The organism is Rhizobium sp. 2MFCol3.1, from assembly GCF_000377565.1.
In the GTDB taxonomy this organism is placed as follows: Bacteria; Pseudomonadota; Alphaproteobacteria; order Rhizobiales; family Rhizobiaceae; genus Rhizobium.
Map to the genome: position 1 here is coordinate 225,200 of NZ_KB898358.1, position 12,908 is coordinate 238,107.

At 63.7% G+C, this 12,908-nt stretch carries 15 protein-coding genes; 4 read left to right on the forward strand and 11 right to left on the reverse strand.

The window, feature by feature from the left end; genetic code table 11:
* Nucleotides 1–39 precede the first annotated feature (39 nt).
* Nucleotides 40–657 carry a 2'-5' RNA ligase family protein gene (locus tag D460_RS0114595; RefSeq protein ID WP_018899302.1) on the reverse strand — a complete coding sequence of 206 codons (618 nt, stop codon included), beginning with the start codon at nt 655–657 and terminating at the stop codon, nt 40–42.
* Nucleotides 658–780: 123 nt separating this feature from the next.
* Between D460_RS0114595 and D460_RS33055 the strand changes: the two genes are divergently transcribed.
* Nucleotides 781–2,010, forward strand: a complete 1,230-nt coding sequence (locus D460_RS33055) for a glycosyltransferase (protein WP_018899303.1) — start codon at nt 781–783, stop codon at nt 2,008–2,010.
* A 111-nt stretch (nt 2,011–2,121) separates the two neighbouring features.
* Nucleotides 2,122–2,682, forward strand: a complete 561-nt coding sequence (locus tag D460_RS0114605) for a methylated-DNA--[protein]-cysteine S-methyltransferase (RefSeq protein ID WP_018899304.1) — start codon at nt 2,122–2,124, stop codon at nt 2,680–2,682.
* 2 nt (nt 2,683–2,684) lie between these two features.
* On the opposite strand, the gene D460_RS0114610 is transcribed toward D460_RS0114605, so the two are convergent.
* The 5 genes from D460_RS0114610 to D460_RS0114630 form a co-directional block, all read right to left on the reverse strand.
* Complete coding sequence (locus D460_RS0114610) at nt 2,685–3,074, reverse strand: type II toxin-antitoxin system VapC family toxin (protein ID WP_018899305.1); 390 nt, start codon at nt 3,072–3,074, stop codon at nt 2,685–2,687.
* Nucleotides 3,071–3,361 carry an AbrB/MazE/SpoVT family DNA-binding domain-containing protein gene (locus tag D460_RS0114615; RefSeq protein ID WP_018899306.1) on the reverse strand — a complete coding sequence of 97 codons (291 nt, stop codon included), beginning with the start codon at nt 3,359–3,361 and terminating at the stop codon, nt 3,071–3,073. The genes D460_RS0114610 and D460_RS0114615 overlap by 4 nt, the downstream gene beginning before the upstream one ends.
* Nucleotides 3,362–3,429: 68 nt before the next feature.
* Complete coding sequence (guaA, locus tag D460_RS0114620) at nt 3,430–4,992, reverse strand: glutamine-hydrolyzing GMP synthase (RefSeq protein ID WP_018899307.1); 1,563 nt, start codon at nt 4,990–4,992, stop codon at nt 3,430–3,432.
* A gap of 121 nt (nt 4,993–5,113) precedes the next feature.
* Nucleotides 5,114–5,752: a 5'-methylthioadenosine/S-adenosylhomocysteine nucleosidase gene (locus D460_RS0114625; protein ID WP_018899308.1), complete on the reverse strand. Its 639-nt coding sequence runs from the start codon at nt 5,750–5,752 to the stop codon at nt 5,114–5,116.
* Nucleotides 5,749–6,198: a PaaI family thioesterase gene (locus D460_RS0114630; protein ID WP_026283151.1), complete on the reverse strand. Its 450-nt coding sequence runs from the start codon at nt 6,196–6,198 to the stop codon at nt 5,749–5,751. Before D460_RS0114630 ends, D460_RS0114625 begins: the two co-directional genes overlap by 4 nt.
* 149 nt (nt 6,199–6,347) lie before the next feature.
* Between D460_RS0114630 and D460_RS0114635 the strand changes: the two genes are divergently transcribed.
* Nucleotides 6,348–6,809 (forward strand): GNAT family N-acetyltransferase, encoded by a 462-nt coding sequence (locus D460_RS0114635; protein WP_018899310.1) that lies wholly within the window; start codon nt 6,348–6,350, stop codon nt 6,807–6,809.
* On the opposite strand, the gene D460_RS0114640 is transcribed toward D460_RS0114635, so the two are convergent.
* Both D460_RS0114640 and D460_RS0114645 read right to left on the reverse strand, forming a co-directional pair.
* A complete protein-coding gene (locus tag D460_RS0114640; protein ID WP_018899311.1) occupies nt 6,806–7,438 on the reverse strand; it encodes a hypothetical protein in 633 nt (210 codons plus the stop codon). The two genes, D460_RS0114635 and D460_RS0114640, sit on opposite strands and share 4 nt — an antisense overlap.
* A gap of 11 nt (nt 7,439–7,449) precedes the next feature.
* Nucleotides 7,450–7,902, reverse strand: a complete 453-nt coding sequence (locus D460_RS0114645; protein WP_026283153.1) for a TspO/MBR family protein — start codon at nt 7,900–7,902, stop codon at nt 7,450–7,452.
* A 136-nt stretch (nt 7,903–8,038) separates the two neighbouring features.
* On the opposite strand from D460_RS0114645, the gene D460_RS0114650 reads away from it, so the two are divergent.
* Entirely contained in the window at nt 8,039–9,115 is a 1,077-nt protein-coding gene (locus tag D460_RS0114650; RefSeq protein ID WP_018899313.1) for a DUF2252 family protein, read from the forward strand.
* On the opposite strand, the gene D460_RS0114655 is transcribed toward D460_RS0114650, so the two are convergent.
* The 3 genes from D460_RS0114655 to D460_RS0114665 are packed head-to-tail and all read right to left on the reverse strand — an operon-like array spanning nt 9,101 to nt 12,874.
* On the reverse strand, nt 9,101–10,198 hold the full coding sequence (locus D460_RS0114655) for a DUF1513 domain-containing protein (RefSeq protein ID WP_018899314.1): 1,098 nt from the start codon (nt 10,196–10,198) through the stop codon (nt 9,101–9,103). The two genes, D460_RS0114650 and D460_RS0114655, sit on opposite strands and share 15 nt — an antisense overlap.
* Nucleotides 10,199–10,202: 4 nt before the next feature.
* Nucleotides 10,203–11,339, reverse strand: a complete 1,137-nt coding sequence (locus D460_RS0114660; RefSeq protein WP_018899315.1) for an imelysin family protein — start codon at nt 11,337–11,339, stop codon at nt 10,203–10,205.
* A complete protein-coding gene (locus D460_RS0114665; protein WP_018899316.1) occupies nt 11,339–12,874 on the reverse strand; it encodes a di-heme oxidoredictase family protein in 1,536 nt (511 codons plus the stop codon). Before D460_RS0114665 ends, D460_RS0114660 begins: the two co-directional genes overlap by 1 nt.
* Between the last annotated feature and the right edge of the window lie 34 nt (nt 12,875–12,908).

The window sequence follows — 12,908 nt, forward strand, 5'->3', positions numbered from 1 at the left end:
CAGCAGCTTTAAGCGCGTTCCGATGCATGAGGCAAGGTGTCAGCCGCGTTCGCTGAGCGGCCAGCTTTCCACATGCTCGTAGTTCGGCTCACCCGGCCGCTTGTGCAGGAGCACGAACTCCCGCGCGGGCATGACAACAGGCGTCGCAAGCGTCGTCTTTGCCACCGTCTCGTCAGCATAAAACAGCGTCGCATGCGGCTGGAAATCGGCTTTCACATGCGGGTCGCAGCCGATCGCATGCATCTCGATACCGATCTGGATATGCAACTGTCGCAGAAATTCTCGACCGCCATTGCCCGAGAGCACGACGGCGTTGCGCGACGCTGTCCGGAACGTCGCGACATGATCGAAGCTGAGATCGAAGCGGCAGGCATCCACCGCCGACGCTGCCTGGCAAGCCGCGAAGATCATCTCGTCCTTGATCTTCTCGGCGCTGGCGACGCCGTAGAGCGAAACGTGCAACCGCTCGGGCGTCATGGGCGAGAGCAGCCCGTCATGCTCCCTCTGCAGGTGCGCCTGTATCTCCAGGCAGGCCTGGCGCGCGTCGGGATCCGGCAGGATCGCGAAAAACAGGGTTTCTTTGCCAAATCTTGACGATTTCGGATGCATCGTGCGGCTTGCGAAATCGAAGGACGATTGCGTGTTCTGTTCGTGCATGACCAACCACCGGAGCATCCGCCCCGCCTCTGTCTATCCAGGGAACGCGGGGATGGTAGCAGGTGGATTGAGGAAATCAAGAACAAAAGAAGAACATTCAATATCGATGCCGGGAGACTGTACATGCGTATCCTGATGGCCTGTGCGGCCTTTCCGCCCTTTATCGATGGCGGCGGCCCGATTTCGGCGATGATGGTCGCCAAGCTCTTGATCGCGGCTGGTCACGACCTGGAGGTCGTCAATGTCTCGGGCGAGGACAAGCACGAGGTCTATGACGGCGTTCCAGTGCACCGCCTGAAGACGCTGAACATCGACTGGAATTACCGCCTGCCGCGGCCGGGCTGGAAGAAGCTGATCTGGCACGCGCTGGAAAATTTCAATCCGCGCGCTTATCTCGTCATGCGCCGCGAAATCCGCCGCTTCAAGCCGGATATCGTGCTGACCGATAGCATCGAGAACATCAATGTCGCCACCTGGGCGGCCGCCAAGCGTTCAGGCGTGCCGGTCTGCCATATCCTGCGCAGCGCCTTTTTGCTCTGCTGGAAGGCCAGCATGCGGCGCGGCGACGATAATTGCGTGCGCGCCTGTTCCTCCTGCCAGGTCTCTTCCTATGGCAAGAAATTCTTCTCGCGCTATGTCGATGCCGTGATCGGCGAGACCGATTTCATCATCGGCCGCCACACCGAGCATGATTATTTCCCCAATGCCAGCACCCACCGCGTCCCCGGCGCCGTTCCGCCGATCGCCCTGAGAGAACCGCGCAAGCAGCCCGAGGGGCCGATGCGCTTCGGCTTCATCGGCGTGCATGATCCGGTGAAGGGCCTCGACACACTCGCCAGCGCTGCCCATCGGCTGGTGAACGACCAGAACGTTCGCTTCGTCATCGCCGGCAGCGCCAAGAGCGATTATTCGAAGTCGCTGCCGCAGAAATTTCCGGGAGAAAACACCACATTCCTCGGCTGGACCAAGCCAGATGATTTCTTCCCTCAGATCGATGTCCTCGTCGTCCCCTCGCTCTTCCGCGAGCCCTTCGGCCGCGTGGTGATCGAGGCCTTCGCGCAAGGCGTTCCCGTCATCGGCGCCCGCTCCGGCGGCATCCCGGAATCGATCGATCCCGGCAAGGACGGCTATCTCTTCGATCCCGGCGACGACACGGCGCTGGCCGCCGAGATCGCATCCATGGCAGCGAAACCAGAGGCTATCCCGGCGCTGTCGCGCGCAGCCCTTGAGGCGGCTCGTCGCTACGAGCCGCAAAAGATCGCCGCCGGCTTCGACGCCGTCTTCGCCAAGCTGCGCCCCGATCTGGCAAAGCCTGCGCAGGAAGACGCCGAACCTCGCCAGGCGCGCGGCTGATCGCGAATTCGCCACGCGCAAGAAACGGGTTGAATTCTTGGCCGGCAGGCACGATTTTCGGGTGAGGCCGATCTTTAGGCCGGCAAGCTTCGATATCGGGAGGCGAGACCCATGGCCCAACAAGCACAGCATTACGCCATCTTCGAAACTGCGGGCGGTTTCTGCGGCATCGCATGGAACGCCGTCGGCATCACCCGCTTTCAGCTGCCGACATCAAGCGCTGAAGGAACCGAACGCCTGCTGCTGCGCCGCGTCCCCGATGCCGAGCCGGCAGCCCCGACGCCTGACATCGCGCTGGCTATCGCTGCCGTAAAACGCTACTTCGCCGGCGAGCCGATCGATTTCTCTGATCTCGCACTGGATCTCGCCGGCCAGGACGACTTTTTCCGCGACATCTACGCCGCCGCCCGCCGCCTGCGCTGGGGCGAAACGACCACCTACGGCGCTCTCGCCAAAGAGCTCGGCCACGGCCCCGAAGCCGCCCGCGACGTCGGCCAGGCCATGGCCAAGAACCCCGTCGCGCTGATCATCCCCTGCCACCGAGTGCTGGCCGCCGGCAACAAGATCGGCGGCTTCTCGGCCCCCGGCGGCTCGGTGTCGAAGGCGCGCATGTTGGAACTGGAAGGCGTGAAGCTCGCGCCGCCAACGCCGGTGCAGCAGTCGTTGTTTTGAGGTCAGGGTTCGCGGACGAACGGGTGGCCCGCGGCATGTGCCGCCTTGATGAACTTGCGGTCAAACGTGATCAAAGCGTCGCAATGCTGGGCGCGAAGCAGATGCAGCGCATCCGCAAAGTCCATGCCGTTTTCAACGAGATCGAATGCGGCGGCCACCAAGTCTGCGTCTTCGATCGTCACACTCGGCATGCCTGCGAAGATGCGCAGCGAGTTCGCGATATCCGTCCGAGAAAAACCGAAGGTCGTCCTGAGAACCCAGGCCACCTCCATTACTACGGTCCCGGCGACAAAAATGCTCTGCGTGTCGATAATCTCTCGCGCCCGAAGCGATTGCTCAGGATGGTCGCCTGTTATGTACCGTACGATAAGGTTCGTATCGACAGCGATCATGTTTCCGGATCGCGGCTGCGCGCGTAGCGAGCCCGCGCTTCTGCCGCCACACCGGCGTCCATCTCTTCAAGCGTCTTGGGCTCACCTTTGTACGGCAGGATGCCGAACGCCGAGCCCTGAGGTGTCGGCGCAAACGCAGGCGCCTGCTTGAGCAGGACGCCCTCTGGCGTTTCCTCAACGATCAGGCGCGTACCGGCTTCCCAATCGCGCCGTTGGCGGATTGCCTTGGGGAGAATGACCTGCCCCTTGGTCGAGACGGTCGTGATCAGCGTTTCGCTCTGCGCCATGGCTTGAACTCCAGAGGTAAGACGGATGTAAGATAATCCGCCTTGCCCTGGTCTTCAAGCGTGAACCCTTATTCCCACTCGATCGTGCCCGGCGGCTTGCTGGTCACGTCATAAACCACGCGGTTGATCCCGCGCACTTCGTTGATGATGCGGGTGGCGGCGCGGCCGAGGAATTCCATGTCGTAGTGGTAGAAATCCGCCGTCATGCCGTCGACCGAGGTCACGGCGCGCAGTGCGCAGACGAATTCGTAGGTGCGGCCGTCGCCCATGACGCCGACGGTCTGGACGGGAAGTAGCACTGCGAAGGCCTGCCAGATCGCGTCGTAGAGACCGGCCTTGCGGATTTCGTCGAGATAGATGGCGTCTGCTTCGCGCAGGATCTCCAGCTTTTCGCGGGTGATACCACCCGGGCAGCGGATCGCGAGGCCTGGGCCCGGGAAGGGGTGGCGGCCGATGAACGAGTCAGGCAGGCCGAGCTCCTTGCCGAGCACGCGCACTTCGTCCTTGAAGAGTTCGCGCAGCGGCTCGACGAGCTGCATGTTCATGCGTTCAGGCAGGCCGCCGACATTGTGGTGCGACTTGATCGTCACCGACGGGCCGCCGGTGAAGGAAACGCTTTCGATCACGTCTGGATAGAGCGTGCCCTGGCCGAGGAAATCGGCGCCGCCGAGCTTCTTTGCCTCTTCCTCGAAGGTCTCGATGAACAGGCGGCCGATGATCTTGCGCTTGGTCTCGGGGTCGGAAACGCCCTCGAGCTCGCCGATGAACTTGTCGGCTGCATCGACGTGGATCAGGTGCAGATTGTAGTGTTCGCGGAACATGGCGACGACATTGGCCGCCTCGTCCTTGCGCATCAGGCCGTGGTCGACGAGCACGCAGGTGAGCTTGTCGCCGATCGCCTCGTGGATCAAAAGCGCCGCAACCGAGCTGTCGACGCCGCCGGAGAGAGCGCAAAGCACGCGCTTGTCGCCGACCTGCTTGCGGATCTCTTCGACCGCCTTCTGGCGGTAGGCAGACATCGACCAGTCGCCCTTGATGCCGGCGATGTTGTGGATGAAGTTGCCGATCAGCTTGGCGCCATCGGGCGTGTGCACCACTTCGGGGTGGAACTGCACGCCGTAATACTTGCGCTTCTCGTCGGCGATGAAGGCGTAGGGTGCGTTCGGCGAGGTCGCGACGACCTTGAAGCCTTCAGGCAATGCCGTGACGCGGTCGCCATGGCTCATCCAGACCTGATGGCGCGAGCCCTTGGACCAGAGGCCTTCGAACAGTTCGCTGTCTTCGTCGACTTCGAGAAAGGCGCGGCCGAATTCGCGGTGATGGCCGCTCTCGACCTTGCCGCCGAGCTGCATGCACATCGTCTGCTGGCCGTAGCAGATGCCGAAAACGGGAAGGCCGCTGTCGAAGATGATCTGCGGTGCGCGGGGCGAACCCTCGTCGACCGTCGAGGCCGGGCTGCCGGACAGGATCACGGCCTTCGGCTTCAGGCTGTTGAAGCCTTCTTCGGCGGACTGGAAGGGAACGATCTCGCAGTAGACGCCCGCTTCGCGCACGCGGCGCGCGATCAGCTGGGTTACCTGGCTGCCGAAATCGACGATGAGAACGCTGTCGGGATGTGCTGTCTGGGTCATGGCGAGCCTTTAATGAAAAGCACCCGGTCTTGCAATGCGGGAAATCCGCCGCCGCGGGATTTATTGCATCGATTGTCCCGCTTTCGCAGGGCCTGGAGCCGTTTTTCGGGCATAAGAAGCGCTAGAACCAGAATACCCCATCTTCCAGCGCCGTGAACAGGCTGTCGGTGGCATCGGACAGCTTGCGGTCGATCACGTGCAGATATTCGGTCCAGCCGGAGATGTGCTGCAGCTCCTCGACGCCGTCGGAAATCCCGCGCAGGCCGATCAGCGGCAGATTATAGGCCTGGCAGGCGCGCAGGATGGCGAAGGTCTCCATGTCGACCATGTCGGCATCGATGGAAGAATAGGCCGCGCCCGAGACCACATTGCCGCCGGTCGACAAGGTCGCTTCCGCGACACCGGGGATGCGCAGCGGCAGGTCGATCACGGCAGGCAGGTCGAGAAACGGCGTGCGTCCCTTTTCGAAACCGAGCGGCGAGGCGTCCATGTCGCGATAGGAAACCGACGTCACCTGATAGACCGCCGTCTGCTCGAGCTTTGCGGAGCCTGCCGAACCGAGCGAGACCACGAGCTGCGGCAGCTCTCCCTGGTGCTCAAGTGCGGCGAGCGTCCGCGTCAGCACCACGGCGGCTTCGACAGGGCCGACGCCCGTCATCAGCGGCTCGAAGCGCGAGCGCAGGAAGGGGCCATATTCGGCCTCGGCTGCCATCACGAACAGGATGGATTTTCCCGCGACCGATTTCAGTTCGAACGTCATCCAGTAATGCCCTCTCTGCCGCGTATGATCATCATGGTGCTGGTCATCGAGGCGATCAGCTTGGCCGGGCCGTCGCTGATCGCGTAGCCGCGCCCGTCGGCGACGATGATATTGGTGCCGGGCTTGGTGATCTCGCCGCGAAACAGGAAGCGCTCGCCGCGCCCGGGCGAAAGCAGGTTCACTTTGAATTCGATCGTCAGCACCGAGGCATCAGGGTCGATGACGCTATAGGCGGCAAAACCGCAGGCCGAATCCAGCACCGCCGAAATGATGCCGGCATGCAGGATGCCGTGCTGCTGCGTCAGCTTCACGTCGAACGGCAGCTCGATCTCGACCATCGCCCGCTCCACGCGGGTGAGTTCGGCGCCGATCGTGTGCAGCGCCGCCTGGCGCGAAAAGTTGGTCTGGATGCGATCGCGGAAGTCGCCGCTATCGGTGTTGGTCATCTGTCTGCCCTCGTGCGAGCCGGAAAGTGCCATGCGTCGCCGCGCCACACAAGCGCAATGGCGGAATGGCCGGTACGATTGTGCACTCAACGTCGGCGGAGGGACGTGCTAGATCGGGCAAGCGAGTGCGGAGACGAGGAGGGACCGGCGTGCTGCAGGTGAGGCGTTACACGGCGGATGATTGCGACGACACGATCGCGATCTTTCTTGCGGCGATCCGCGAGGTGGCATCGCGCGATTACAGCCCGGCCGAAATCGAAGCCTGGGCGAAGGTCGAGGACCGCGACGCCTGGGCGGAGCGCCGCGCCAGCCGGCCAACCTTCATCGCCGAGCGTGCGGGGCACTTCATCGGCTTTTCCGATCTGGAACCCGACGGTCACCTCGACATGATGTTCGTCCACCCCGCCCATCAGGGCATCGGCGTCGCCAGCCTGCTTCTTGCGACGGTCGAGAAGGAAGCGAAAAAACAGGGCATTGGCCGCATCTTCACCGAGGCAAGCCTCACCGCGCGGCCCTTCTTCGAGCGTCGCGGCTTCAGCGTCATCGCCCGCCAGAGCGTCGAGAAGCGCGGCCAGCGCCTCACCAATTTCCGCATGGAGAAATTTCTCTAGAGCCGGTCCCGCCAGGCATGGCCGGGGTGCGCTTGTCCCAGCGTGGCCTTCAGCCAGTCGCGCTCGGAAGGAGCAAGCTTCGGCAGCGCCTTGGCAAAGTCTATCTCGTCTTTGTCGCGCAGGTATTTCGCCTTGAACAGCAGCACACCGGCCGGCCCGAGATAGGGTATGCCGTCGGCGGTGGTGGCGATCATCTCGGCGCGGGGAAACGCAATCGAGGGATCGCGCTTGTAGACCCAGCGATCGGCCGTTCCCTCCTCGATCATCATGTCGACGCGCCAGCGGCCGGCGCCGCGATCATGGCACCATATCTGCGCGATCCCGGTGGGCGGCGCAGCGTCATCCGGCAGGGGCGAGACCACGCCGCTCCCGACGGCGTAAAAATCCATGTCGCCGAGCGCCGCGCGAAACACCGCGACGTCGCCGCGCAGAACCGTGAACTCCAGGTCCTCGTGATCGCGTGTCTTCTCGCCATGCCAGAGATCGAGCGCCCAGCCGCCGACCACGCACCATGGCTTCGCAATCCCGCCGAACCGCAAGGCCAGTTCCGCGGGCTGCCAGGCGTCCCATGCGCCGTGATCGGGGATCGGTCGTGTCTCCATGCGGCCCGTGTTAGCGGTGCGCGGCATCGAGGGCAATCTCAGTTGAGATAGACGATCGAGGCGTTGAGCAGCGTCGCGAAGGAAACCCAGGCGAGGTAGGGCAGGAAGAGCAGCGCTGCGATCCGGTCGGCATTCCAGCGGTTGAGGATGAAGGCGATGATCAACGCCAGCAGGGCAAGGATCACGATCAACGCCACCGTCGGCACCTGCAGGCCGAAGAAGAACGGCGACCAGAGAAAATTCGCCACCATCTGTCCCGCCCAGATCAGCATCCCCACGGAGAGATGCCCGCGCATCCAGGTGCGCGCGCCGGCAAGCCCGATCAGCACGTAGAGAATGGTCCAGGCAGGGCCGAATACCCAGTTCGGCGGGTTGAACGGCGGCTTGGCGAGCGATTGATACCATTCGCCCGGAAGATTGTTGACGCCGATCACGAGACCGCCGCCAAGCACGATCGCAACGAAGATGATGTAGGTCAGGGCTTTGCTCATGCGGCGGAGATAGGGCGCGGCCGTCGCGTCGCCAGAGCCATATCGCATACGATTCAAATGATCGTGCAATGATCCCGATTGCCCGCCATGCGCTTCGGGATATGCTTGGCGAAGCAGGAAATTGGAGTGCTTCGAAATGGCCGGCATCGTGCAGTCCACACAGGCCTATGAAAGCTGGCTTCGCGGCCAACTCGGGGCCGATCTGGTCGAAGGCGATCTCCTGCGCAAGCACATGAAGATGCGATCAAGCAGCTTCTCTTTCCTGCGCGCCACCTATTGGCGCTTTTCAGAAACCGTCCTCGATATCTGCCCCGACGCTGCCGCCGCGCCGAAGGTTCTGGCGATCGGTGATACGCATCTGGAAAACTTCGGTACCTGGCGCGATGTCGAGGGACGCCTCGTCTGGGGCGCCAATGATTTCGACGACGCGGCCGTCATGCCCTACGCGCTTGATCTCATCCGGCTGACGGCAAGCGCGCTCCTCGCGGTCACCGAGGGCGGCCCGCCGGCGCAGACGATCGCGGCTTCGGTGCTGGGGGGATATCTGAGGGCGCTGCAGACGCCCACGTCCGTCATTCTCGAGCGCGATCACAAATGGCTGCGCAAGGCGCTGACCCTGCCCGATAGCGAGCGCCGCGCCTTCTGGGATAAATTCGCGAGCCTTGCGCCGAGCGAAAAGCCGGCGCCGTCAGCCTATACCGAAGCGCTCGACGCGTCCTTGCCGTCGGGCCATGCCGCTTACATTCCGAAGCCGCGCACGGCGGGCACCGGCAGCCTCGGGCGTCCGCGTTTCATCGCTTACACGGATTGGCGGGGCGGGCCGGTGCTGCGCGAGGCCAAGGCCATGCTGCAATCGGCCTGGTCGCTCGCCCACGCGCCCGATGATCGGGCCATCCACGCCGTCGAGATCGCGACAGGTCAGATGCGGTCTCCCGATCAGCACTATCGGCTGATCGGCTCGGTCCTAGTGCGGCGGTTGTCGCCAAGCAGCACCAAGATCGAGATCGACGGCAATTCCGATTTGCTGCTGTCGCCGGATATGCTTGATCTGATGGGCTTCGAGATCGGCAACTGCCACGCCAATGACCCTGCGGCCGTTGATGCGATCCTGCGCGACCTCAAGGCGCGCAAGCCGGGCTGGCTGGTGGAAGACGCGAAGGCTACAGCAGCGCAGATCGGCGCCGAGCAGAAAACATGGTCACACGCGTCGTGAGGGCGCGATCCTGACGATGTGCTGGTCCCAGGCCACGTCGCTGCGCTTGCCAAGGAAATCGCCGTCATAGGAGGAAACGGCAAAGCCGGTGCTCGCGGGCGCGATGCCGGCCGCCTCGGGCACGATCTCCTCGCGCAGCACCCGGCCGCTTATGGCATCGATCGTCACCGAGGCCCCACCCTTTGGCGAGGTCACGCCCACCAGCCCGTCCTTGCGGTTGACGGCAATGGCGCCGACATAGTTGGCGAGCCTTCGGGTGGTCTCTTCGGGCAAATCGACGAAGCGCAGGTCCTCGCCCTTGGCGAAGGAGCCGACCAGCGGCGGCAGGTCGTTGCGGCGGCCTTCATACTGGCAGGCGAACCAGATGCGGCCGCTGTCGTCGACATCGACATGGCGCGTCGAGACCTGCGCCCATTCGGCGGGCAGCGTGTGCTTCTCGATCAGCGCGCCGGTTGCGGCGTCCACGAGCGTCAGCGACGGCTGCATGTTGCCGAGGTTGAGCTTGGTGCGGCCGAAATCCGGATGCGTCTCGATCCCGCCGTTGGCAATGATGAGCGTGTGCCCGTCGTCGCTGACGGTCATGTCGTGCGGGCCGACGCCATAGGTCTCGAATTCGCCGATCCGCTCGAAGCGATGGGTGGCGTCGTAGAGCCCGATCATGCCGCGATTGCCGTCGAAGTCATTCTCGCTGGCATAGAGTATGCGCCCATCGGGCGAAAAGGCGCCGTGGCCGTAGAAATGCCGGTTCTCGGCGGCCGTGATCACGATCGGCTTGGCTTTTCCGTGCGGGTCGAAGATCATCGCATAGGTGCCGGGCCGCCGCGCGAAGGCGACGGTCTTGCCCGTGGCGGCGCTGAAGGCCATGCCGTGCGAGCGCGCCGGCAGCGCCACCTGGTCGATGATCTCGCCACGCTCGGAAACGGTCGCCACCGCGAAGGACCCGTTGGCCTGCCGCACGCCGGAGGCATAGACGGCGTCGGCGCGCTCGAGCGCCATCAGCGCGCGCGGCGGCAATGCCGCCAGGAAGGTCAGCCCGGCCGCCTTGACGAAGCTGCGCCGATCGATCGCGGCACTCCTGATCATCGGCTCAATCGCCGTCGGAGAAGGAGAAGCCGGCCGAAAGGCCGATCGCGGCGCCATAGTTGTCGCTGATCATGGTCACGAGGTCGCGCGTATCGACCAGCAGCTGGTCAAGCTTTGCCTTTTCGGCGTCGCTGGTGGCGACCTCGATATCAGGGTTGAGCTTCGGCACGGTCTCAAGCAGCGACTTCAGCTTGGCGTCGATCGCGTCGGCAACCGGCTTCTTGTCGGCAGGAAGCAGGTCGGCCATTTCGGCCTTCTGCCAAAGGTTGCGCAGCCCCTCCAGATTGGATGTCATCGACTTCCAGGTGTTCTTGGAGCGCCAGTAGATCGCCATGCGCGGCTTCGGGGTGCTGTCCTTGCCCTTGTAGAATTGCTCGAGCCGCTGATCGCGGACATTCTCGGCGCCGTGCACGAGAGTGCCGAGAAGCGCGGTCACAGCTTCCTTGTTGTCCATGAAATCGGCGCTCTGCGGACCCGGATGCTTCCAGCTCGCCTGGATGCCGTCAGGCTTTTCCCAGGCGGCGACCACTTCGGCCGCCTCGCGCTGGATATTGCCGGCAACGGCCGCGCCATAGAGGCAGCGGAAACCGCTCTTCTGGTTGGTGAGGTCTTCCGATCCCGTCCCATAGAGCACGTATTCGAGCGCCGTCAGGCCCTGCAGGGCAACGCTCTTGGAGGCGATTGCGTCGACCGTCGTGTCCTTGGGATCGGCCTTGGCGATCAGCGTCTGCACCTGCCTCAAGCCCACGCCCTTGCGATCCGGATAAAACAGGATGTGCTCGAAGAGATTGTCCTGGATGACAGGACCGACCTGCACCATTTCGATCGCCGACCAGTAGCGGATGATGTCGTCGAAGGCAGACTTCGCCTTGTCGAGGCTGCCGGGCGTACCCTTGTCGCAAAGATCCTTCATCGCCGTGGTCAGCCGCGCGGCCGATTGCTGGGCGTTGCGGTATCCCGGGCGGATCACCTCGTCGACAGCGCGCTGCATGACGGCAGGCACCGCATCCTCGTTCAATCCGGCCGGAGCGGCAGCCTGACCCGCCGGTGCTGGGGTCTCGCCCGCCTGCGGAGCGGCCGTCTGCGCCACGGCATTGGAGGCAAGGGCAAGCGAGAGAACCAGAGGGTACCAAAGGCGCATCAAAGAGACTCCAAAAACGTAATCAGTGCCTGCCTGTTATCCGCAGGCAGGGAGGCAAATGCGTCGCGCGACTTTTGTGCTTCGCCGCCGTGCCAGAGAATGGCCTCGGTGAGGTTTCTGGCCCGGCCGTCATGAAGGAAAAAGCTATGTCCGCTGACAGTCTTGGTGAGACCTATACCCCATAGCGGCGGCGTGCGCCATTCACGTCCGCTTGCAAGTCCAACCTGTTGTCCGTCCGCCAGCCCATCGCCCATGTCGTGCAGCAGGAAGTCGGAATAGGGCCAGATCAGCTGGAAGGACTGCGCCTTGTCGAGGCTGTCGCGGCGCGTCACATACTTCGGCACATGGCAGGCGGTGCAGCCGCTCTCGTAGAAAACCTGCTTGCCCTTCAGCGTTTCCGGAAAGCTCGCCTTGCGCCGCGCCGGCACGGCCAGATTGGCGGAATAGAAAGTCACAAGGTCGAGGATCGGCCCCGGCGCTTCCTCGTTCCCAAGCCGCTTCTGCACGCCTGTGGCCATCGCCTTACACTTGGCCTGCGCCTCCGTGCAATCGCCATGCGGGTCGGGCTGGTCAGGGGTGGAGATGCCGATGTCGTTCAGGAAGGCATCGGCGCTCTGGTCGCGCACGCTGGCGTTCTGAGCCTTCCAGCCGAAGCGGCCAAGCGCGATCTTCCCGGTGCGGTGGTCGCGCACGATCGCCGCCTTGCCGTGGATGCCGTCCCCGTCCTTGTCGTCCGGATCGGCATGCGCGAGGATATCGGCCTCGGGAATGGCCTCGATCAGCCCCAGCCCGATCATCGCCGGCGCCACGCGCGGCGAGATTGTCGTTGCCGGATCGAGCGGCCCGTAACCGAGGTCGTCGATTGCGTAGCGCGGTCGCCGCAGCGACACGGTCTCGCCACCGGCAAGCGTCACCGGCTCCTCGGTGTAGCTGACCGCCATCTTCCCCTCGGCGGGAAGGCCGGGTACCGCGCGGTCCTGCAATTGGTGGCCGTAGACCGGATCGGGGAAGTTGATGGTCTCGGCATTGGCGACAGCGCGTTCCTCGTCGGGCGTCTTGGCCGTGCGCGCCAGTCTCAGAAACATTGAGCTGGTGCTGGCGTCGGGCTCCGGCTTGCCGCGCCCGTCGTTGAGGTGGCAGTTCATGCAGGAGCGCGCGTTGAACAGTGGCCCCAACCCGTCGGAGGCTTGCGTCGAGGAAGGGGCGGAGACCCAGAGCTTTTTGAAGAGCGCATTGCCGAGCTTGAACGGCTGCTCCTCCTCGAAAGGGATGTTCGCGGAGATATGCGAGAAGGAATTGCGCGTCACCGGATCGATCGACGTTGCGCCGCCCGCCTGCATGGCCTCGTATTGCTCGGCCTTGGAAAAGTCGGTGGTCGGCCGCGTCACATCGGCAACGCGCTTGGCGTCGGCTTCGGTGAGATCGGTGCGCTTGGTGGGAAGGTCGAAATTATCCGCAAGGGCGGCTGATAGGCCGGCGATCGTGGCGCAGATGGTTGCGCTGAAAAGAAGACGACGGGCCGAGAAAGGCGACATTTCGGAGTTCGGGCCGCCTCGATAGCGAAGCGGC